Source organism: Hafnia paralvei, from assembly GCF_020150375.1.
Lineage (GTDB): Bacteria > Pseudomonadota > Gammaproteobacteria > Enterobacterales > Enterobacteriaceae > Hafnia > Hafnia paralvei.
Genome location: NZ_CP083737.1, coordinates 376899 through 397273, shown reverse-complemented (window position 1 = coordinate 397273; position 20375 = coordinate 376899). Strand labels below are relative to the sequence as shown.

General features: G+C 47.4%; 20 protein-coding genes. 7 read left to right on the top strand and 13 right to left on the bottom strand.

From position 1 onward, the window contains the following. Positions 1-120 precede the first annotated feature (120 nt). Entirely contained in the window at positions 121-396 is a 276-nt protein-coding gene (locus tag K9N75_RS01790) for a hypothetical protein (RefSeq protein ID WP_193765302.1), read from the top strand. Between the two features lie 235 nt (positions 397-631). On the opposite strand, the gene K9N75_RS01785 is transcribed toward K9N75_RS01790, so the two are convergent. The 4 genes from K9N75_RS01785 to K9N75_RS01770 form a co-directional block, all read right to left on the bottom strand. After that, positions 632-1990 carry a GntT/GntP/DsdX family permease gene (locus K9N75_RS01785; protein ID WP_224452149.1) on the bottom strand — a complete coding sequence of 453 codons (1359 nt, stop codon included), beginning with the start codon at positions 1988-1990 and terminating at the stop codon, positions 632-634. A gap of 368 nt (positions 1991-2358) precedes the next feature. Further along, complete coding sequence (locus K9N75_RS01780) at positions 2359-3366, bottom strand: PdxA family dehydrogenase (protein WP_114445931.1); 1008 nt, start codon at positions 3364-3366, stop codon at positions 2359-2361. 74 nt (positions 3367-3440) lie between these two features. Then, positions 3441-4958, bottom strand: coding sequence for a D-arabinonate dehydratase (locus K9N75_RS01775; RefSeq protein WP_114445932.1), 1518 nt, complete (start codon positions 4956-4958; stop codon positions 3441-3443). Between the two features lie 16 nt (positions 4959-4974). After that, entirely contained in the window at positions 4975-5874 is a 900-nt protein-coding gene (locus K9N75_RS01770) for a dihydrodipicolinate synthase family protein (protein ID WP_114445933.1), read from the bottom strand. 244 nt (positions 5875-6118) lie between these two features. Here K9N75_RS01770 and K9N75_RS01765 point away from each other — a divergent pair, with 244 nt between their 5' ends. Next, positions 6119-6880, top strand: coding sequence for an IclR family transcriptional regulator (locus K9N75_RS01765; RefSeq protein ID WP_130975215.1), 762 nt, complete (start codon positions 6119-6121; stop codon positions 6878-6880). Positions 6881-7136: 256 nt separating this feature from the next. Here K9N75_RS01765 and alr read toward each other — a convergent pair whose 3' ends face one another. Both alr and dnaB read right to left on the bottom strand, forming a co-directional pair. Continuing rightward, the gene (gene alr, locus K9N75_RS01760) at positions 7137-8216 is read right to left on the bottom strand and encodes an alanine racemase (RefSeq protein ID WP_061059298.1); all 1080 of its coding nucleotides are present in this window, start codon (positions 8214-8216) and stop codon (positions 7137-7139) included. A gap of 80 nt (positions 8217-8296) precedes the next feature. Continuing rightward, positions 8297-9706, bottom strand: a complete 1410-nt coding sequence (dnaB, locus tag K9N75_RS01755; RefSeq protein WP_004093484.1) for a replicative DNA helicase — start codon at positions 9704-9706, stop codon at positions 8297-8299. Positions 9707-9805: 99 nt separating this feature from the next. Between dnaB and K9N75_RS01750 the strand changes: the two genes are divergently transcribed. Next, complete coding sequence (locus K9N75_RS01750; RefSeq protein ID WP_130961399.1) at positions 9806-10792, top strand: quinone oxidoreductase; 987 nt, start codon at positions 9806-9808, stop codon at positions 10790-10792. 429 nt (positions 10793-11221) lie between these two features. Here the strand turns inward: K9N75_RS01750 and pspG are convergent, their stop codons facing one another. Further along, on the bottom strand, positions 11222-11446 hold the full coding sequence (pspG, locus tag K9N75_RS01745) for an envelope stress response protein PspG (RefSeq protein WP_008814740.1): 225 nt from the start codon (positions 11444-11446) through the stop codon (positions 11222-11224). A 159-nt stretch (positions 11447-11605) separates the two neighbouring features. Continuing rightward, positions 11606-12619 (bottom strand): tRNA dihydrouridine(20/20a) synthase DusA, encoded by a 1014-nt coding sequence (gene dusA / locus K9N75_RS01740; RefSeq protein ID WP_064575365.1) that lies wholly within the window; start codon positions 12617-12619, stop codon positions 11606-11608. Positions 12620-12947: 328 nt separating this feature from the next. Between dusA and K9N75_RS01735 the strand changes: the two genes are divergently transcribed. The 4 genes from K9N75_RS01735 (at position 12948) to zur (ending at position 14947) form a co-directional block, all read left to right on the top strand. Next, entirely contained in the window at positions 12948-13553 is a 606-nt protein-coding gene (locus K9N75_RS01735) for a TetR/AcrR family transcriptional regulator (protein WP_008814738.1), read from the top strand. Positions 13554-13674: 121 nt separating this feature from the next. Further along, positions 13675-13836, top strand: coding sequence for a hypothetical protein (locus tag K9N75_RS01730; protein ID WP_016361106.1), 162 nt, complete (start codon positions 13675-13677; stop codon positions 13834-13836). A gap of 121 nt (positions 13837-13957) precedes the next feature. Beyond that, on the top strand, positions 13958-14260 hold the full coding sequence (locus K9N75_RS01725; protein WP_008814736.1) for a PcoE/SilE family metal-binding protein: 303 nt from the start codon (positions 13958-13960) through the stop codon (positions 14258-14260). Between the two features lie 177 nt (positions 14261-14437). Then, positions 14438-14947 carry a zinc uptake transcriptional repressor Zur gene (gene zur / locus K9N75_RS01720; RefSeq protein ID WP_008814735.1) on the top strand — a complete coding sequence of 170 codons (510 nt, stop codon included), beginning with the start codon at positions 14438-14440 and terminating at the stop codon, positions 14945-14947. Positions 14948-15135: 188 nt separating this feature from the next. On the opposite strand, the gene K9N75_RS01715 is transcribed toward zur, so the two are convergent. The 5 genes from K9N75_RS01715 to dpiB all read right to left on the bottom strand — a co-directional run bounded on the left by K9N75_RS01715 (position 15136) and on the right by dpiB (position 20236). Next, on the bottom strand, positions 15136-15345 hold the full coding sequence (locus K9N75_RS01715) for a CsbD family protein (RefSeq protein WP_004095352.1): 210 nt from the start codon (positions 15343-15345) through the stop codon (positions 15136-15138). Positions 15346-15690: 345 nt separating this feature from the next. Then, positions 15691-17025 carry an MATE family efflux transporter DinF gene (gene dinF, locus K9N75_RS01710; protein ID WP_039184458.1) on the bottom strand — a complete coding sequence of 445 codons (1335 nt, stop codon included), beginning with the start codon at positions 17023-17025 and terminating at the stop codon, positions 15691-15693. Positions 17026-17133: 108 nt separating this feature from the next. Further along, positions 17134-17742: a transcriptional repressor LexA gene (lexA, locus tag K9N75_RS01705; protein WP_004095345.1), complete on the bottom strand. Its 609-nt coding sequence runs from the start codon at positions 17740-17742 to the stop codon at positions 17134-17136. Positions 17743-17907: 165 nt separating this feature from the next. Then, positions 17908-18606 (bottom strand): two-component response regulator DpiA, encoded by a 699-nt coding sequence (gene dpiA, locus K9N75_RS01700; protein WP_008814733.1) that lies wholly within the window; start codon positions 18604-18606, stop codon positions 17908-17910. Further along, positions 18575-20236, bottom strand: a complete 1662-nt coding sequence (gene dpiB, locus K9N75_RS01695; protein WP_008814732.1) for a sensor histidine kinase DpiB — start codon at positions 20234-20236, stop codon at positions 18575-18577. The genes dpiA and dpiB overlap by 32 nt, the downstream gene beginning before the upstream one ends. Positions 20237-20375 lie beyond the last annotated feature (139 nt).

Below are 20375 nucleotides of genomic sequence, written 5' to 3'. Positions count from 1 at the left end.
AAATAAAAAAGACAGGCAATAATTACTCTATTAGAAATGATAGTTTTTCTAATTCACCGTCAGATCAATGGTTGCAACTCACGAAGGCAAGAGACATTGTATGTGATCCAACCATTCGTCATGAAATGGACTACTCTAATACTAAAACTTGCTATTATGATAAAAAAAAACATACTGCAAGCATACAAAAAACATCTATCCTTTGAAAAGGATAGCGTTCGAAATGATTTTATTCCTAATATTAAAATAGGTAAAAACCAACAGGTAAAAAATCAAGGTAATACCATATCTGTAAAATATACATGGAAGGGAGACCGACATCTTTCAGCCCTTCAAGAATATGAAGGAGGAGAGACTGAAACCCTGTTTGATTACGATGGAAAAATACCAAGGTAACAATAAACAGTTCTGCTGATTAAAATATCCTGATGGTATCCATTTAAGAATAGTGGATACCATCAGGTTTACTGGCATTAAGTGTCGCCTGCACTACAGTATTGTCACCATTTATATTAATTCATAGTGTCGGCCGTCCTTGCAAACAGAACCCGCTCACAGAGAATAAAATATTAAATCCACCAAGCGGGCAATCGTAAAACCGATTACCCACTCTTGTATAAGGTCTGGAAAATCACGAACCGATAATAGCCCCAAGGATGAGTACCCCGATAAGGCCGACAATTGACTGGACGGTGACCAAATAACTCCAAGTGCGAATGGTTTGCGGGACAGTCAGGCCAAAATACTCTTTGAACAACCAGAATGCACCGTCACTGACATGGGAGAAAATCATGGCACCTGTGGTGGTTGAAAGCACCAGCAGTGCAGCATTAGTGTTTGGATTTGCGGCCAGTAAGGCTGCCACAATACCGCCTGATGCGGAGACCGCAACCGTGCCGGAGCCCAACGCAATACGAAAAACAGCCGCCACAAGCCATGCAAAAATCAGTGGAGGGATGGACCAGTCAGTAGCCAGATGGCTGATAATGTCACTCAGGCCGATCTCGGTCAGTATATTCTTTAGACCACCGCCACCACCGATAATCAGCAACAAACCCACGATAGGAACAATGCTTTTCTTGCTGATAGCCAAAATCCCTTCATTACTGAAGCCAGCAGCACGCCCCAAGAAAATCATGGCATAAATCAACGCCAGCCCGAGAGTGATGACAGGGTTACCAATGGCTTGGAAAATTTCTGTTATGACGCCGGTTTTTGGCAGGAAATCAAGACCAATGGTGCCGATAATCATCAGGAACGGCGCGATCATTACCGTGGTCAGTGCGACAGCTAAGGACGGCTGACGAACACGCTCTCCGGCAGCCTCTTTCCCATGCGCAGGACCGTTCAGATCGAGAGGCGTGCCCACATTGAGATGGTTACGCATAAGACGTGGGAAAAGGTAAGCCCCCGCAAGTAGCACCGGTACGCTGATAATCACACCGTAGAGTGTGGTTTCACCGATATTGGCATTGTAGGCAGTAGCGGCAATAATCGTTGCAGGTCCAGGCGGCAGCAGTGCGTGAGCGGTCATCAAACCGGCAGACATCGGGATAGCCACGGTGAGAACAGGCACATTCAGTCTTTTCGTGATGGAGAACACCAGTGGAACCATCAGTACAAAGGTAACTTCAAACAGGTTTGGCAACCCAATAATCAGCGAAACCAAACCGACACTCAGCGGCATCCAGACGAGTTTTCTGGAACCAATAATGATATCGGCTATTTTGTCCCCGCCGCCTGACTGGACCAATAGTCCCCCCAGCATCGCACCGAGGCCAATAACCACCCCCGTCACGGAGAGCTGACCACCAAAACCGTGAGTAAATGCTGTCACACTTTTCGTGACGCCAATATCATTCACAATACCTAAAAGCACAGACGAAATGAGCAGAGCAAAAAAAGGATGTAGTTTTAATCGGGTGATAAGGATAATAAGCAGGACAATTGCAATAAGTCCGCTAATTACCACAAATGAAGTTGAATGCACAAGGCTTCTCCTTAGCTATAGGGACTACGCCGGTGTATATAAAAAGATAAACCGGTTGAGTCTGATTTTAAATTATCTGATTGATACCATTTTTTAAATGGCATATTGTTGTTTTAATTATTTCTTGGACATATAAATTTCCTGCCGATATATATTAATATAAATAAAGCAGTTATTGATTTTTCACCCCAACTTTAATTACAAGAAAATAAAGAAGGGAATGTATTACCCTGATGCTGAGCATCGTCATAAAATTTAAATACTATTATCGAGTGTCAATATTATTAAATTAACAACGATGTAGATAACGCTCGTCATTTTCCACCACGCCGAACTGGCGTGGCATTAATGGCTATTAAAAAGAAGTATTATTTATGTGTTGTGGAGGCCATTCTGGCCGCAACAGCAATAGCGCGCTCGGTCGCCAGTGTTTTTGCCACGCCCTTTCCTGCAATATCAAATGCAGTGCCGTGTTCCGGAGTTGTGATAGCAAAAGGTAATCCCGCCGCTACGGTGATCCCCACATCGAAGGAGTGAAGTTTGGTGGCTATTTGCCCTTGGTCATGGAACAGGGTTACGACCGCATCATATTCATTATTAAACGCATGTATAAATACGGTATCTCCCGGTACTGGACCATACATATCCATCCCCTTTTCCCGGAAGGTTTCAATGACTGGGATAAGAACGTCAATTTCTTCCGTACCACATGTGCCGCCATCACCAGCATGGGGGTTCAGGGCTGCAACAGCGATGCGCGGATTTTCAAAGGCAGCCATACGTAACGTGTCGTAGCACAGTTGGACAGAGCGGCTGACATTTTCAGGAGTTATATGACTGGCAATATCTTTAAACGGAATATGCCCAGTCACGCGAAATACCCAGAGATCGTCAAGTACATTCAGCAATCCACGCGGTCTGTCCAGACATCCCAACTGTTCAGCAAACAGATAATGCTCATCTTCAATATCCCAGCCGCCTTTCTTGAAGGCTTCTTTATTCAAGGGTGCGAAGACAAAGCCGTCAATCTTGCCGGATTTAAGTAATGACATGCTGACTACTAGCGACTCACCCGTTGCGTGACCGGAGGTAGTATCAATGGTCCCCATGGTCATATTTTCAGGGTTGAAGTTTTTCAGATCTAGCAGCGGGATGTTCCCTGTGTCCCAGTTTGCTTCGGTAGGATCGCTAATAACATCCCACTGAAAATTCACCCCAGCAATTTTTTGGCCGAGTGCCAGAACTCGGGCATCACCAATCAGAACTGGCCTACAGTATTTATAGACCGTGCCATCAGCTACCACTTTGGCAATCAGCTCAGGGCCGATACCTGCCGCTTCACCCAGAAAAATCCCCAGAACAGGTTTACGTTCCATTACTCACCTCTGCGTTATCTAAAATTTTGTGTTGAGTTACCTGACGCGCTGAAACAGATGGCTGCCAGCGGCTATTACATGATCGACCCCATGGTCCAGGGCACAAATTCCTGACTGCCATAACCGAGCTCTTCACTTCGGGTTCGAGCGCCGGAGGCCATATCGATGATCCTCTGATAAATTCGTTCCCCAACCTGTTCAATCGTTTCCTCACCTTCGACGATGGTGCCGCAGTTCAGGTCCATATCATCTTGCTGGCGATGCCACAGAGCATTATTAGTCGCGAGTTTCAGACAGGGTGTTGGTTTTGAGCCAAAGGCAGAGCCCCGCCCAGTGGTGAAGCACAACAGATTTGCGCCTCCGGCGACTTGCCCAGTGACTGCCATCGGGTCATATCCTGGTGTGTCCATAAAGACAAAACCCTTCGCCGTGACTGGTTCGGCATACTCATACACTTCCATCAGGCTAGTCGTACCGGCTTTGGCGATACCACCCAAGGATTTTTCTAGCACCGTCGTAAGGCCGCCTGCTTTGTTACCAGCTGACGGGTTATTATTCATCTCACTCCCGGTTCGCTCGCAGTAGTCCTCCCACCACTTAATACGTCGAACCAGTTTTTCGCCCACTTCCCGGCTGATAGCTCGGCGTGTTAAGAGGTGTTCAGCACCATAAATCTCCGAGGTTTCGGAGAGTATTGCCGTACCGCCCTGACGAACCAACCGATCCACCGCGTAACCAAGAGCCGGATTGGCGGAGATACCGGAGTAGCTGTCAGAGCCTCCACACTCAAGAGCCAGAATGATTTCCGAGACAGGCACCGGCTCACGCTTAACCCGATTGGCTTCCGGTAACATCCCGAGAATGAAGGAGATACCCTTTTCAATGGCTTTACGGGTACCTCCGCTTTCCTGAATGGTAAGACACTTCAGCATGGGGCCTTCACTCAATCCATGGGCATTCATCATGTCCTGAATCTGAAAAGACTCACACCCCAGCCCCACAATCACAATTCCGGCAAAGTTTACGTGGGTGGCATAGCCCGCTATCGTCCGGCGCATGACCTTCATCATTTCGCTGTCAGAGCCGAAGGCACAGCCAAAACTTTGCGGCAGCGCCACAATGCCATCCACATTCGGAAAATCGCTGAGACCCCGCGCACGAAAGTGATCTTCAATAGCTCTGACAACGGTCGCGCTGCAGTTCACCGAACTCAGCACACCAATAAAATTGCGTGTCGCCACACGCCCGTCTGCTCGGCGGATCCCCATAAAGGTATCCTGATGCGCATCCAGCTTCAGGGGAAGACTGCCCTCTCCCCATGCATAATCACGCTCAAAATCGCCCATGCCGAGATTATGTACATGAATATGTTCACCCTGCCGGATGTCGCAGGTGGCAAAACCGATAATTTGTCCGTAGCGCTTAACCACACTGCCGGCGGCAATATCGCGAAGGGCAATTTTGTGACCGGCCGGAATGAGGTTACGCGTCTCTAATCCTTCAGCTTCCAGCCATGTTCCAGCAGGAATATCCTGACGGGCAATAACAACATCATCGGCAGGATTCAGTCTAAGTACCGGACTGTGATTCATAATACGCCCCTCATTTTTACTGGTGAATGCTTGCCAGAATGGTTTTCACCACGGCAGTTTTTTCATCGCTAAGCGGCAGAGCCGGTGCAACAACCGCAGTAGAGATATCCAGCCCACTTAGTTTGATGGCCGTTTTAATCACACCAAAGAAAGGCTGTTCCAACGCATACAACGGGGAAAGTTTTGCCAGCTGCTGCTGAAAATACCGGGCCTTCTCCAGATCGTTGTCCAGAAAAGCCTGATAAATACTCCGAGTGATAGTTGGCGCAAAGTTGAAGGTCGCCGGAATGCCGCCATGGCCGCCCAGTAGCAGGGTATCCAGCATATATTCGTCGTACCCGCTGAAGATAATGAAGTCGGGGCGGAAGGTATGCACACGGTTAATAATTTCCCGAGTATGGCTGATGTTATCGATAGTGTCCTTGATACCCACGATATTCGGCACTTCTTTAGCCAGTCGCGTGATGATATCAAGACCAATATCCTGACCGGTCAGATCTGGGAAGTTATACAGGAACACTGGAGTTTTGAGTGCGTCAGCAATACGCTTGTAATGCATGAAGCGGGCGTCATCGCTGAGTTTCGCGTAGTACGGATTCACAACCAGAACGCCATCGGCGCCGTGCTCCTGCGCATGACAACCAAGTTCAATGGTTTCTGCAGTGCCTGAACAAGCAATCCCAATCAGAACAGGAACTCTGCCATTCACATGATGCAGGCAGAATGCAGCTATCTCTTTTCGCTGTTGGGAAGAAAACTGTGAGAACTCGCCCCCACTGCCAAGGATCAACATCCCGTCAGCACCGCTTTCGATAACATGCTCCAGCATCCGAGCCATGCCTACTTTATCCAACTCCCCCTGCGCATCAACTATGGAAGGAACCGGCGGAAAAATACCCCTGAATTTCGTTGACATACCGACCTCATCTAGTTCAATATACAGAACTATAGTTCTGTGTGATGAATAGAGTACATCAGAGTTGGGCTCAGAGAGTCAAAGGATTTTGCAACGCAAGCTGACAATTGTGATTTGTGTCGGATTTATTGCGTGATATCTGTACTTGGAAATGATGTACAGAAACCACACAAAAGCAGCCCTACTCAACAGAAGTGAATGAGGTATACTCGCAAAAGCCATGAACCAAAAGACATCTGCCCCTATGAATCAGACAATTACAACGTCCGTACCAGCGCTCGATAAAACCGTCAGGATTTGCAGTTACTTGTTTAACACACCGGGTGCCACGTTTAGTCAGATCCAGCAGGATTTGGGTCTGCCCAAAAGCAGCACCTCATCCTTACTGAATGCGCTGGTTGACCATCATTTGTTACGTCAGGATAGAGGGCGATTTTTCCTGGGGCTGAAGCTGTATGAGTGGGGAAACCGCTCTCTAGAACAGTTTGATATTAGTAAGGTCGCTCAGCCAGTATTGGAAAAACTGCGGGATAGTACAGATCTTATCTGCCATCTGGGTATTCTGGATGAAGTTGCCCCTATTTATATCCTGAAGCTTGAAAGTGCTCAGCCGATAGGGATACGGTCATGGGTGGGCAAGAAGCTCTCACTCCACAGCTCTGGTGTGGGGAAAGCCCTGTGCGCATGGCTGCCGCAAGAGACAATGGATACGCTGATGCCAGATGAAACGTTGCCCCGCTATACGGAGACCACTATTACCCGTAAATCTGATTTGATGCAGGAATTTGCGCGCATTCGTGAGAGGGGATGGGCTTTTGATAATGCAGAAGACTCGCCGGGAATTTACTGCATTGCAGCGCCGGTATTTAACAGTTCGCAAGAGGTAGTTGCAGCAATCAGTATCAGTGGAGTGGAAGTTCAGTTGCCTAAAGAACGGATCCCTGACTACTCCATTCTGGTACAGAAGGCCTGTCAGGAGCTATCAGCAAAATTGAGATATAGCTGATGTCACAGCCTAGCGGATGACTCAACGGAGAGCATAGCATGCTCAGCGTCTGCCATCATTTCTCAGATTGCGCAGTTCATACGCCGGATACCAGCGTACGCACTGCGCAATAATATCGACTGACTAATTCGAGCTAAAAAGGTTTTTTTGATCAGGGATCATGGTGAGGTAACATCAAAAAACAACGTGTTACCTGACGACTCCTGAATACGACCGAACAGCTTGAAGCTAATGAGCATAAGCCGTCGGCCATAGTTTATTCTCCGACATACTCCATCGTGACACGCGGCGTCAGCTTGGTAATCAACTCATAGGCGCTGATTCCGGTATACTTAGCAATCTTTTCAACCGGCAGTTCTGCACTCCACAAAACCACTTCATCACCCACTTTATCTTTCGCCTCTGGGCCTAAATCAACCGAAATCATATCCATCGATACACGACCAACGATAGGCACTTCACGGCCATTGACTAGCACGGGAGTGCCAGAAGGCGCACTGCGTGGATAACCATCGCCATAGCCAATCGCGACTACGCCAAGTCGGGTATCGCGCTGGCTTACCCATGTGCCGTTGTAGCCCACAGGTTCACCGGCTTTGTGCTCACGCACGGCGATTAGGCTAGATTTCAGCGTCATCACCGGCTGTAAGCCATAATGGTCGGCATAGGGTTCAGCCAGCGGAGATACGCCATACAGAATAATTCCTGGGCGAACCATATCGCGATGCGACTGTGGCCAAAGCAGAATACCGCCCGAAGCAGCGATAGATTGCAAGCCAGGTTTACCCGTAGCAAATGCGTCAAAACAAGCTAACTGAGCTTCAGTCATACCCGTTTCAGGCTCATCTGCACGGCTGAAGTGGCTCATAATATTCACCGGCTGCTCAACGTTGCGGCAGTTGGAAAGGCGCGTATAAAACGCATCGGCCTGCTCTGGACGTACCCCAAGTCTATGCATGCCGGTATCCAGCTTCATCCAAACCTTAACCGGACGCTCCAACTCAGCCTCTTCCAGCGCTTGTAACTGTTCTTCGCTATGAATGGCAGTTTCAATATTATTGGCAACCAAAACGGGCAGATCGTCGGCAGAGAAAAAGCCTTCCAGCATCAGAATAGGCTTAACAATACCGCCCGAGCGCAGTTTCAGGGCTTCGCCGATACGCGCTACGCCATAGCAATCTGCATCTTTTAACGTTTTGGCTGTTTCTAAAAGCCCGTGCCCGTAGGCATTTGCTTTTACAACGGCTATCAGTCGGCTGTGCGGCGCAAATTGACGAATTTGCTGAAAGTTGTGTCGCAGAGCGCGGCGATCAATGACTGCGGTTGCCGCTTTCATTTCTATTCCTTCCCAATATCTCAAATGAGTTAATTAATTACTGCTCTTAGAGAGCTGACGATGTTTTGTCACCAGCTCGATTATTCGTCGTCGTACTGCGGGCCTGCATAGTTATCAAAACGCGAGAACTGGCCGTTAAAGGTCAAACGAACCGTACCGATTGGGCCGTTACGTTGCTTACCCAGAATAATTTCCGCAATGCCTTTCAGATCGCTGTTTTCGTGGTAAACCTCATCGCGGTAGATAAACATGATCAAGTCGGCATCCTGTTCGATGGAGCCAGACTCACGCAGGTCGGAGTTTACCGGGCGCTTGTCTGCACGTTGTTCCAAAGAGCGGTTAAGCTGAGACAGTGCCACAACCGGAACCTGTAGCTCTTTTGCTAACGCCTTGAGCGAGCGGGAAATTTCCGCGATTTCTAAAGTACGATTATCCGATAACGACGGCACACGCATCAGCTGTAGGTAGTCAATCATGATAAGGCTAAGCCCATCGTGTTCACGGAAAATACGGCGCGCACGCGAACGCACTTCCGTTGGGGTCAAACCTGATGAGTCGTCAATGTACATGTTACGTTTTTCCAGCAGAATCCCCATGGTGCTGGAAATTCGTGCCCAATCCTCATCGTCTAGCTGACCGGTACGAATTTTGGTTTGGTCAACGCGTGCTAATGACGCCAGCATACGCATCATGATCTGTTCGCCGGGCATCTCCAGACTGAATATCAGCACTGGTTTATCTTGGGTCATTGCGGCATTTTCACACAAGTTCATGGCGAACGTGGTTTTACCCATCGATGGACGCGCCGCTACGATAATCAGGTCAGAACGCTGTAAACCGGCGGTTTTTTTATTGAGGTCCTGATAACCGGTGTCGACCCCTGTCACACCGTCATGTGGAGTCTGATAAAGCTGCTCAATACGTGCAACCGTCTGCTCTAAAATACGGTCAACGCTTTTCGGCCCTTCGTCTTTGTTCGCACGATTTTCCGCAATCTGGAATACACGTGATTCCGCCAAATCAAGCAGATCTTCGCTGCTACGTCCTTGAGGATCATAGCCCGCGTCGGCGATCTCATTAGCCACCGAGATCATATCGCGGACAACTGCACGTTCACGTACGATATCGGCATAAGCGCCGATGTTCGCCGCACTTGGCGTATTCTTTGAAAGCTCTGCTAAATAAGCAAATCCGCCCACGGATTCTAATTCGCCACGTTGCTCTAGCGATTCAGACAGCGTGATCAAATCGATCGGCTTGCTCATTTCCAGCAGTCGCTGCATTTCCGTAAAAATTAGGCGGTGTGGACGACTGTAGAAATCGTTGGCGACAACACGCTCAGCCACGTTATCCCAGCGCTCATTATCCAGCATCAACCCGCCCAACACGGACTGTTCCGCTTCCAGCGAATGTGGTGGTAGCTTGAGCCCCTCCATCTGCCTGTCGCGCGGGGTCTCGTTTGATTTGTTGGTGGGTTTATTTCCTGCCATAGTGGGAATGCTTTACCTGTTAGTGAAAGACGCGTCAGTATACCTGAATGTAATCTAATTTTGATTATAACAATGACACTATGCATTTGAGGAAAGACGATGGCAAAACGTATCCAGTTTAGCGCCCACGGTGGGCCAGAAGTGCTTGAATATGTAGACTTTGATCCGAAAGATCCGGCTGCGGGAGAGGTACAGATCAGCAATAAAGCCATCGGAATCAACTACATTGACACCTATATTCGTGGCGGACTGTACCCAGTTTCTCAGTTCCCATCAGGGCTTGGCACAGAAGCCTCTGGCGTGGTCACTAAAGTCGGTGCAGGCGTCACCAGTATTGAAGTCGGCGATCGCGTGGTTTATGCGCAGAGCGCTCTCGGTGCTTATAGTTCGGTACATAACGTCCCTGCGGAAAAAGTGGCTTTACTGCCTAATGCAATAAGCTTTGAACAAGGCGCTGCCTCTTTCCTCAAAGGTCTTACCGTGCATTATTTGCTGCGCCAAACTTATGAAATCAAAGCAGGCGAAATCTTCCTATTCCATGCCGCAGCTGGGGGCGTAGGCCAAATAGCATGCCAGTGGGCAAAAGCGCTGGGCGCCAAGCTGATTGGTACCGTAGGTTCAGACGCTAAAGCCGAACGAGCAAAACAGGCTGGTGCATGGGCGACAATTAATTACCAAACCGAAGATATCGCCCAGCGCGTCGCAGAACTGACTCAGGGTGAAAAAGTTAACGTTGTCTATGACTCTGTGGGCAAAAGCACATGGCTTGCCTCACTCGATAGTCTGAAAAAACGCGGGCTGATGGTCAGCTTTGGCAATGCTTCAGGCCCTGTCACCGGCGTTGATTTGGGGATACTCAACCAAAAAGGCTCGCTGTACGTTACACGCCCTTCTCTCAATGGCTATATCAATAATCACCAAGACTTGCTTAGTGCCAGCCATGAACTCTTCTCAATGATTGCCAGCGGTGCAATTAGCGTTGATGTGCCTGATACGCAGAAATTTGCCTTAAGTGACGCAAGAAAAGCGCACGAAGTACTGCAAAGCCGCGGGACACAGGGATCGAGTTTGTTGATACCGGAGTAGTAGGCGCTATTTTTTGCTGGGTTTTGGAACGTCAACATCCTCTATGGAATCACAGTGAAATGTTTCGTTCGCCGGTCAGCAAATGTGTTTCCATAAGCCTACTGGAGAAGGCGACCGATGAGAGCCCCGTTGCGCGGGGGCTCTCAACTCGCGCGCTTTTATCCGAGATGCCATCTTCGCTACGGTTTGGTATCGCCCATCCAGGGCGCCCCAAACTCCGTCACGACATCCCTGTCGTGCCGGCTCTTCCTACCAAGACTTAAACAATTAAAAAGGCAAAGGCAAAACAATATTGTTTTGTCTTTTCGTGTTAGATGAAATGCATGATAGAACCGCCATCAGAGAAGATGGCGGTAGGTCGAAGGCGCACAGGGATAAGATACTTAGACGCCCATCACCGTTCCAACGTAGATATAAGCACACCCAAACTTAATAATACCGCCTTGGCTGCGGTTTCTTCTGCATAGAACGGTAGATCCACACCACGACAATGGCCAAAACTATCCACGGCAGCAGTTTAAGCACCATCACAAATAGGCCACCAAATAGCATAAGTACTGTGGCAACTGCCATGGCTGCGATGATGCCCAGCATTGAAACCCCGGTCACCATCAGCACGGCAAAAAAGCCAAGAATAAAGAGGACTTCAAACATGGTGATCTCCTGAGTAAAATTTAACGGCGATACCGTTAGCTATTCACTCTTTTACAAGAATCATGCCAAGTAAGAGTTTTTTGTAACTCATTGATTTTGATAAGACACGCTGTAACGGGCGTTACAGCGCTTGGTGAAATTTACTAACTTTTCGTTTATTTAGCCACGTGGTTGACTCACGAACTGCAACGCGGCTTCGACTACCTCTACACCAGCACCCGGCTTATGCGCATTTTCACTCAAATGCCGACGCCACTGGCGAGCACCTGGAATACTTTGGAACAAGCCGAGAATATGGCGCGTAATGTGGCCTAAATAAGTTCCGTTAGACAGTTCACGTTCAATATAGGGATAGAGCGAGCGCACCACGTCAATACTGTTTGGTACATCAGCGGTAGAATCAAACAGTTCACGATCGACATGCGCTAAAATACTTGGGCTCTGATAAGCTTCACGCCCCATCATTACGCCATCCAAGTGCTGTAGATGGATTTTTGCTTCCTCCAGCGTTTTCACTCCACCGTTAATGGCGATATTTAGATGAGGGAAGTCACGTTTGAGTTGGTAGACACGCTCATAATCCAGCGGTGGGATCTCACGGTTTTCTTTCGGACTCAGCCCGGAAAGCCACGCTTTACGCGCATGGACAGTGAAGCTATTACACTCACCTTTCCCAGACACGATATCAATAAAATCACACAGGAACTCATAGCTATCCTGATCGTCAATACCGATACGCGTTTTTACCGTAACTGGAATAGAAACAACGTCGCGCATGGCTTTGATACCATCGGCGACCAGTTGAGCCTCCCCCATAAGACATGCACCAAAACGACCGTTCTGCACCCGGTCTGATGGACAGCCAACGTTAAGGTTTACTTCATCATAACCACGCTGTTCGGCCAAACGGGCACAATGCGCCAATGCTTCGGGATCGCTGCCCCCTAGTTGCAACGCCAACGGATGTTCTTCTTCGCTATAGGCCAAATAGTCACCTTTACCATGAATAATGGCACCCGTCGTGACCATTTCGGTATAGAGGAGTGTTTGGCGACTCAGTTTGCGATGAAAATAGCGGCAGTGGCGATCGGTCCAATCCAGCATCGGAGCAACGGAAAAACGGCTCTGGCTGAACGGCATTGCAGAAGAAAGATTAGTGGCGTTTTGGGTCATTATTCTCAGAATTTCAGTCAGTTTGAATCAAATACGGTAAACTGCGTCACCGCTGGTATAACGCAAGTATACCGTGAATTGGCACTTATCCTACCGACTTCCAGTATTGAAGCTGTATCTCGATTAAGCCGCACGATTAATGCACGTGCTCAACATACTCTCGCCTGCAATGTTGGCACCTGCTTTTTCAGCGCAACTAAGATACTCTTAGCGCCAATAACAGCGGTGGCTGATTTCACCTGCGTAAAGTTTTTATTACACATGTGATCTCGCTCACATAATGAACCGGATATTGACTTAGACCAACCGGTCTACTATATTAAATCACATGAACAAAACGACTAGCACGACCAACAACACCTGCGAACACATCTTAGATGTGGGTGAGGAACTGATTTTAAACCTCGGCTTTACCGCCATGGGATTAAATGAACTTCTTGCCACCGCGGGAGTACCAAAAGGTTCGTTCTACCATTACTTCAAATCGAAAGAGAAGTTTGGTGAAGCTATGCTTACCCGTTATTTCAGCGATTACGTCGTCATGCTGAAAGAGAAGTTTTCGGATGGGCAAAAAACACAGCGTCAGCATTTGTTAGATTATTTCTCTCATTGGATGACGCAAAGCTGTGAAACGGTATGCCACAGTAAGTGTTTAGTCGTGAAGCTGGCTGGTGAAGTCAGTGACTTATCTGAGGTGATGCGTGAAGCACTCGACTCAGGTATCACAAGAGTCATCGCCCAGTTGCAGTCGAGTATCGAATCTGGCGTTGAAGAAGGGTCGCTTGCGATTGATGAATCGCCCGAATTACTCGCAGATTCACTGTATTCTTTATGGTTAGGCGCAGCGTTACGGGCTAAGGTCAACCGATCTGATGCACCGTTTGTTTCAGCGATGCAGCGTACGGAACGCTTACTGAAACCCGGCACCATATAGAGATATTATCGCAGCACAATGAATGCCTGCGTGAAAACGTTTGGCATTATTTTTTACCCATTAACTAGACGACTGGTCTAATAAACCAGTATCCAGATCACAATTTTTGAGAGATGACACCATGAAAACTATGACTTTGACCGTTCTGATGACTCTAGCCCTTGCGGGTTCTGCTTTCGCACAAAGTTTCTCAGATATGACAGCAAGCGAACAGCGCGCCACCGTCGTGAATCATTTAAACAACGGTAGCGCCCAAGCCCATCAGGTTACGTTGAATAAATAATCGGCCATGCCCAGTGCCGTTTGTTTAAGCATGTATTTGTTATTAACACCTGCAATGTAGGCCAGTCCGCAATAACAACGCCGTCTGACCCACTTAAAAAATTTAAAGAAGAGAAAACATCATGAAAACCTCAATCGTATTATCTGCCATCGTTGCTTTAACCCTTACTGGTTCTGCTTTTGCTCAATCATTTTCAGAATTAAGCCCTGCAGAACAAAGCACTTTGGCCTATTCAAACCGTAACGGTTCCTCTTATGCTCATCAGCTGATGGCACAACAAAAATTGGAACAGGCTGGCATTGAACGTTCATCGATTAACGGTAGCGCTACGTTTTCTCAGTTGAGTACACAGGATCAACGTGCAACGATTATCAATAATCTGAACAACAGCGATGCCTATGCTCATCAATCTGAAATCAAATAACAGATTGAATATGAGCCACTGCCTCATGAGTTAAAAGCGGGCTGACGGGAATAACCTGTCAGCCCGTTTTGTTTTCCCTCGTTTATCAGACGCTTTTCCCCCACAAATTTTGTGCTCTTCGGCCTATCTGCTATTTATGTTAAAATAACGAAATCTTACTGGCCGGAAGCAAACACCATGACCACAACCTCTTTAGAGCGACTGCTCGCACAGGCAGAACAAATTTGTCTGCAACGCAATGTTCGACTGACTCCGCAGAGGATGGAAGTGCTGCGTCTGATGGCGTGTCAGAAAGGCACTATTAGTGCATATGATTTGCTAGATTTGCTGCGAGTATCTGAGCCGCAGGCAAAACCGCCGACTATCTACCGAGCATTGGATTTTCTGTTGGAGCAGGGTTTCATTCACAAAGTGGAATCGACTAACAGCTATGTGATGTGCCATCACATTGAAGAACCTAGCCATACTTCGGCGTTATTTATTTGCCATCGCTGTGGTCAAGTGACGGAGCAAACCACCAAAGAAGTGCAGGAACATTTAGAAAAATTAGCCGCTTTGACCGGTTTCTCCCTGCAACATAGCGTAGTTGAAGCACATGGGCTTTGCCGTGATTGTGGCAAGATAGAGTCTTGCGATAGCAGAGATACTTGTCATCACGATCATTCCGAGCCTAAAAAGAAAAAATAGCGCTAATTCGGAATTTATATATAAACATAAAAAAGAGCCGCATCAGCGGCTCTTTTTCATCATTGGCAATAAATATAAGCAGTAGCACACTATCAATAAAGGAATATTATTTATCTCAATATTCGAGTCCATACTTTATTTATAATGCGTTTTGCCAAATGATTATTTGGCTTCGGCAGACAATAATATCACCAACGATATTTATTGTGCTCTTCCCAAGCTTTCACTTCTTTCTCTGCGGCTTCTTTCTGATAGCCGTAGCGCTCTTGGATCTTACCTACCAGCTGGTCTCGTTTACCCTCAATGACTGTAAGATCATCGTCGGTCAACTTACCCCATTTCTCTTTCACTGTACCTTTAAACTGCTTCCAGTTACCGCCGGCTTGATCTTTATTCATAATAACTCCGTATCACTTATGTAATGGAATGTATTCCCCTCGCATCTGTAACTTAAAAATATTTAATTTCTAAATATAAATTTTGCTGCGAGGCATTAGTTAACGTTCACCATTAAGACTAGCGGATAATCAGAGTAAAAAAATTTTCAGCTAAAATTTCGGTGCAACTAAATAAAATATCTTACGAATAAAGCACAAAATCAGTTAGAAAACAGGCGATAAGCAGCGAATAATTTTTCCACTTAGAATGTAAGCAAATATTAATAAAGCGCCATTTTAGGGCAACATAATAACTATAGGAATTATCATATTGCCACAATTCAAATCACTAACAACTCAATGATTTTAATAAATATTATTGGCTTCAAACCACGTATTACTCCGCCAATGCCGTCTCCAGACGATCCATAGCGAAAGGCCACGTAGAGATAAAAACACTGCCAACGCCAGCCATAAACCGTGATTACCTAACCAAGGTAGAGTAAAAAGCGTCAATCCATAACCCACTGCAGCTACCGCCATGCTGTTACGCATTTCAGTTCCACGAGTCGCCCCAATAAACATGCCATCCAGCAGATAACACCAAACGCCCAGCAACGGCAGAAGAATTTGCCACGGAAGATAGTGGGCTGCCAGCGCCTGAACATCAGGCAACGACGTTAACATCTGAATGATATGTCCGCCAAACAATGCGTAAAGCAGGGCAAAAAATATGGCCACAATGCCCGCTTGTCGGCAGGCTGAATGCCAAATACTTTGCAGCCTGCGGCCATCCCGAGCACCATAAGCCTGTCCTGAATGGGCTTCGACCGCGTAAGCAAAGCCGTCCAGAGCATAGGCCGTGAACGTGAGTAGGTTCATTAGTACCGCATTTACCGCAACAATTTCACTTCCCATGCGTGCCCCTAAAATGGTCAGCGATGAAAAACATAACTGCAGCAGTAAAGAACGCAGCATGATGTCACGATTTAAAGCCAACAGGCGGCGCAGATTGCCACGCCACGCATTACGGAAATACTCCATGTGTAGCCCACGCAACTTCATTACATGCCACACAAGGCCAATCCCTAGCAAGAAAGTGGCATAATCGGCAATCACCGTCGCGCTAGCGGCTCCCTGAACCTTCCAGCCCAAACCAACGACAAACCATAGATCAAGCGTAATGTTAATGAGGTTTCCGACCACAAGCAGAATGACAGGTGCGCGGGCATATTGAACGCCAAGCAGCCAGCCTAAAATCACCAGATTAGCCAATGTTGCCGGTGCGCCGAGCCAACGGATGTGCATAAACAAACGAGCCTGCTCCAACACATCCTGATGCCCGCCAACAATGCGTAACACCCCCTCAATTAACGGTTCACGCACTGCAATAATGACAACCCCCGCCAACAAAGCCAGTAGCAAAGGTTGAACCAATGCACGGGCTAGCGCCGTTTTATCGCCAGCGCCAAATGCCTGAGCAGTCAACCCCGTGGTGCTCATCCGTAAAAACAACAGCAGCATAAAGAGGAAGGATGTCGCCATCGCGCCTACAGCAACACCGCCCAAATAAACAGGGCTATCCAAATGACCAATAACTGCGGTATCAACCAGTCCCAAAAGCGGAACTGAGATGTTCGACAAAATCATCGGCAGCGCGAGAATCCATAGCGCTTTATCAGTTGGTGTCAGTAATTTCATTTTTTCACGTCATCCCAGATCCACTTGCCAGCCTTCTCCCAACAAAGAAAAAGCCCCAAATAAGGGGCTTAGTCTATCGGCGTTACCGCAAACACAATAGCGAGAACTTTAGATCCAGTCGCCGTTGCGGATAACACCAACGGCCAGACCTTCAATCGTGAAGTTTTGTTCACGTAGGTCAACCACAATCGGTTCAAAATCGCTGTTTTCAGGCAGTAGCTGAACAATGTTGCCTTGTTTTTTCAAACGTTTAACCGTCACTTCGTCTTCAATACGAGCAACAACAACCTGTCCGTTACGCACATCTTGTGTTTTATGCACGGCCAGTAAATCGCCGTCTAAAATGCCGATATCACGCATCGACATTCCATTAACACGCAGTAAGAAATCGGCATTAGGCTTAAACAATGAAGGGTCGACCTGATAATGGCCCTCAATATGTTCCTGTGCCAGCAGCGGCTCACCGGCAGCCACCCGGCCAATGAGAGGTAGCCCCGTTTCATCTTCCATCAACAAGCGAATGCCGCGTGAAGCACCGGACACAATCTCAATCACGCCTTTACGTTGTAACGCTTTTAAATGTTCTTCTGCCGCATTAGGAGAGCGGAATCCCAAACGCTGTGCGATTTCAGCACGCGTTGGCGGCATGCCAGTTTGTTCAATATGGTCACGAATCAGATCGTAGACTTCCTGCTGTCTGGCTGTAAGTGCTTTCATTCCACCACCTGTTTGTTTATACAGTTTTGCTGTGAGTATATACAGGTGGCGGCCATTTTGAAACCGTGAAATACATAAAGATTGAACCGTACCGCATCTGATTGGCTCTAACCGCACACTTTTTGTGTTTTTACAGTCAATATCCAGCAAATTCCCGTGAATAAATTAACTGTTTTTTACAGTTTCCAGTGCGCGATAAGTTCGTTGCGGACGCCCAACTTTGCCGTATACAATTTCTGCCATGATCATGTGCCGTCCTGCACAAAACTCTAAATAACGTCGTGCGGTCGTACGGCTGAGTTTCAGCTCCTGTGCCACAGTTTCAGCAGTATGGCGAGCATCAAGATCGGCAAACAGTCCCTGCACTTTATCTAAAGTGAGCGCATCAATACCGACAGGTAACTCTTCTTTATGCTCGCCGCGCGCATAGGCATTAAACATGTCATCGATCTGGCGCTGGCTAGCACTATTGTTACTTGCCAGCATTCGCATCCGCTGATGGTAACGGTCTAAAGTTTGGCCTAAACGCTCATAGGCTATCGGTTTTACCAAGTAGTCAAAAACACCGCAGCGAACTGCATCAGAAACGGTATCCATATCGCTAGCTGCCGTAGTGAACACTACCCCACCAGAGAATCGAGCCTGAGTCAGTTCGTGCAACAGGGTAATACCTTTTCCATCCGGCAAATAGTTATCCAGCAGGATCAGGTCAGGTTTGAAACGCTCGACCATCATTCTGGCCTGCGCGAGATTTCCCGCTAACCAAACCTGTCCACAGCCATGAAAATGGCGAATAAACTCCGCGTGCATTTCTGCCAGCGGCGTTTCGTCTTCAACTATTAGAATCGTTATTGGTTGTGTCATAAGTCTTTTTCACTTTAGGAATAAATACGGAAAATAAAGTGCCACAAGGTTCGTTGTCTTCCAGCGTAATTACCCCACCGCAGCGGCCTACATAGCTGGCTATCAGATAGAGTCCGATGCCGTGCTCACCCACATCCTCGGTTTTAGTACTTACGCCTTGCTCAAAAATAGCCTCACGTAAAGACTCTGGAACGCCACATCCCTGATCGGCCACTTCCACGATGACATCATCACCTTCATCGCTAAGGTATAGCTCAATGGTTTTATTACCTTGCGGATTCTTCAAGCTGGCATCGAAAGCATTGTCGAGCAAGTTTCCCACGATGGCAGCAAATTCAGTACTATCAAGTCCTGCTGGCAACTGGCGAAGCTGGCTTCCTTCTACCAGATTTAAGGTTAAGCCAAGCTCACGCGCTCGCTGTGCTTTGCCGAAAAGAAGCCCTGCGACTTGTCGATCGTCAAATGAGCCACGCAGGCTATCAATAAGCTGCTGCTGTGCTTGCGACTCACCTTTTACCATTGCCAAAGCACGATCATATTCTTTCATTTGTAACAGACCGTTGAGCGTCGACATCCAGTTCAGGTGCTCGTGACGCAATGTGCGCAAGCTTTCGACATACTGTTTGATCTGCGTGAGTTGAGCATTCAGCGTGCTAATTTCATCTTTGCTACGGAAACTGATGATGGCACCCAGCAGCTCATTTCCTGAACGTATCGCTGCACGATTAGCAATCACACTGAGACCATTAAAAGTGCAAATGACATCCTGACGTTTTTCTTCGATTTGTTCCGTGAAAAACCCCGCAGGTTCGACAACATCGCTGATCGGTTTTCCTAGCCATTGTCTACCAGGCGAACTTAAACCGAGCATTTTTCGTGCGTTACGATTGATTGCAGTAATCAAACCCTCAGGATCGACAGCTATCAATCCTTCATATACCGAGCCAAACAAGGCTTCTTGCTGGCGAACCACCCGAGCAATTTGATGAGGTTCCATACCTAGCATTTGCCGCCGAATATGGGTGGCAAACATCCATGACAGTAGCATCAGGATAATCAAAATTAAGACAAAGACACCGCCCATCGGTAATAAGAAGTCTAATCGCCAACTGTCTATTTTGCTGACTAAATATCCCAATGAAACCACGCCGATCACGTTACCATGTTCATCAAAAATAGGCGTTTTAGCACGCATAGCCATCCCAATTGAGCCCTTTCCTGTAATGAAGTAGCTTTCTCCGCGCGCTAAAGCGCCAGGCTTACTCCACTGCATGGGATAGCCGATCTTGGCCGGATTGGGGTGATACAGACGGATGGAGTTTTTGTCGCCAATAACCACATAATCAAAATCGGAGCCCGTACCGAGTTTATCGGCAATGATAGCGAGACGCTTGGTATCTCTATTTTTAACAGCCGTGACAACGCTGTCGATTGAGGCAATGATCTTAGCCTGATTCATTGCCATATCACGGACATGGTTACTCAGATAATCTTCAAAGGAAGCAGAAAGATATTTGCCTAAGGCGGCAATTAATAACGTCGAGACCAGAAGCAATAAGAGAAATATTCGTAAAGGAAATGCGAGGCGGCTAAAAAACCTAAACTCTTTAACATTTGGTCTGCCGAACATCGGTATTTCCTCTTTTTTAGGCTAGAAAGATGGGCTAGTATCAGGGAAATGTAATGAATTTGTTTCCTTGTTTTCTACCTACAACGGATTAGATCGTTGCAGATTCCGCAGATTAAATCAATTAAACAAATAAAAACCA

Bases quoted from the DNA above. Each gene is read 5' to 3' on its own strand.
- K9N75_RS01790 (WP_193765302.1), top strand. From the start codon at position 121: ATGAAATGGACTACTCTAATACTAAAACTTGCTATTATGATAAAAAAA.
- K9N75_RS01780 (WP_114445931.1), bottom strand. From the start codon at position 3,366: ATGGAACGTAAACCTGTTCTGGGGATTTTTCTGGGTGAAGCGGCAGGT.
- K9N75_RS01775 (WP_114445932.1), bottom strand. From the start codon at position 4,958: ATGAATCACAGTCCGGTACTTAGACTGAATCCTGCCGATGATGTTGTT.
- K9N75_RS01770 (WP_114445933.1), bottom strand. From the start codon at position 5,874: ATGTCAACGAAATTCAGGGGTATTTTTCCGCCGGTTCCTTCCATAGTT.
- K9N75_RS01765 (WP_130975215.1), top strand. From the start codon at position 6,119: ATGAATCAGACAATTACAACGTCCGTACCAGCGCTCGATAAAACCGTC.
- alr (WP_061059298.1), bottom strand. From the start codon at position 8,216: ATGAAAGCGGCAACCGCAGTCATTGATCGCCGCGCTCTGCGACACAAC.
- dnaB (WP_004093484.1), bottom strand. From the start codon at position 9,706: ATGGCAGGAAATAAACCCACCAACAAATCAAACGAGACCCCGCGCGAC.
- K9N75_RS01750 (WP_130961399.1), top strand. From the start codon at position 9,806: ATGGCAAAACGTATCCAGTTTAGCGCCCACGGTGGGCCAGAAGTGCTT.
- pspG (WP_008814740.1), bottom strand. From the start codon at position 11,446: ATGTTTGAAGTCCTCTTTATTCTTGGCTTTTTTGCCGTGCTGATGGTG.
- dusA (WP_064575365.1), bottom strand. From the start codon at position 12,619: ATGACCCAAAACGCCACTAATCTTTCTTCTGCAATGCCGTTCAGCCAG.
- K9N75_RS01735 (WP_008814738.1), top strand. From the start codon at position 12,948: ATGAACAAAACGACTAGCACGACCAACAACACCTGCGAACACATCTTA.
- K9N75_RS01730 (WP_016361106.1), top strand. From the start codon at position 13,675: ATGAAAACTATGACTTTGACCGTTCTGATGACTCTAGCCCTTGCGGGT.
- K9N75_RS01725 (WP_008814736.1), top strand. From the start codon at position 13,958: ATGAAAACCTCAATCGTATTATCTGCCATCGTTGCTTTAACCCTTACT.
- zur (WP_008814735.1), top strand. From the start codon at position 14,438: ATGACCACAACCTCTTTAGAGCGACTGCTCGCACAGGCAGAACAAATT.
- K9N75_RS01715 (WP_004095352.1), bottom strand. From the start codon at position 15,345: ATGAATAAAGATCAAGCCGGCGGTAACTGGAAGCAGTTTAAAGGTACA.
- dinF (WP_039184458.1), bottom strand. From the start codon at position 17,025: ATGAAATTACTGACACCAACTGATAAAGCGCTATGGATTCTCGCGCTG.
- lexA (WP_004095345.1), bottom strand. From the start codon at position 17,742: ATGAAAGCACTTACAGCCAGACAGCAGGAAGTCTACGATCTGATTCGT.
- dpiA (WP_008814733.1), bottom strand. From the start codon at position 18,606: ATGACACAACCAATAACGATTCTAATAGTTGAAGACGAAACGCCGCTG.
- dpiB (WP_008814732.1), bottom strand. From the start codon at position 20,236: ATGTTCGGCAGACCAAATGTTAAAGAGTTTAGGTTTTTTAGCCGCCTC.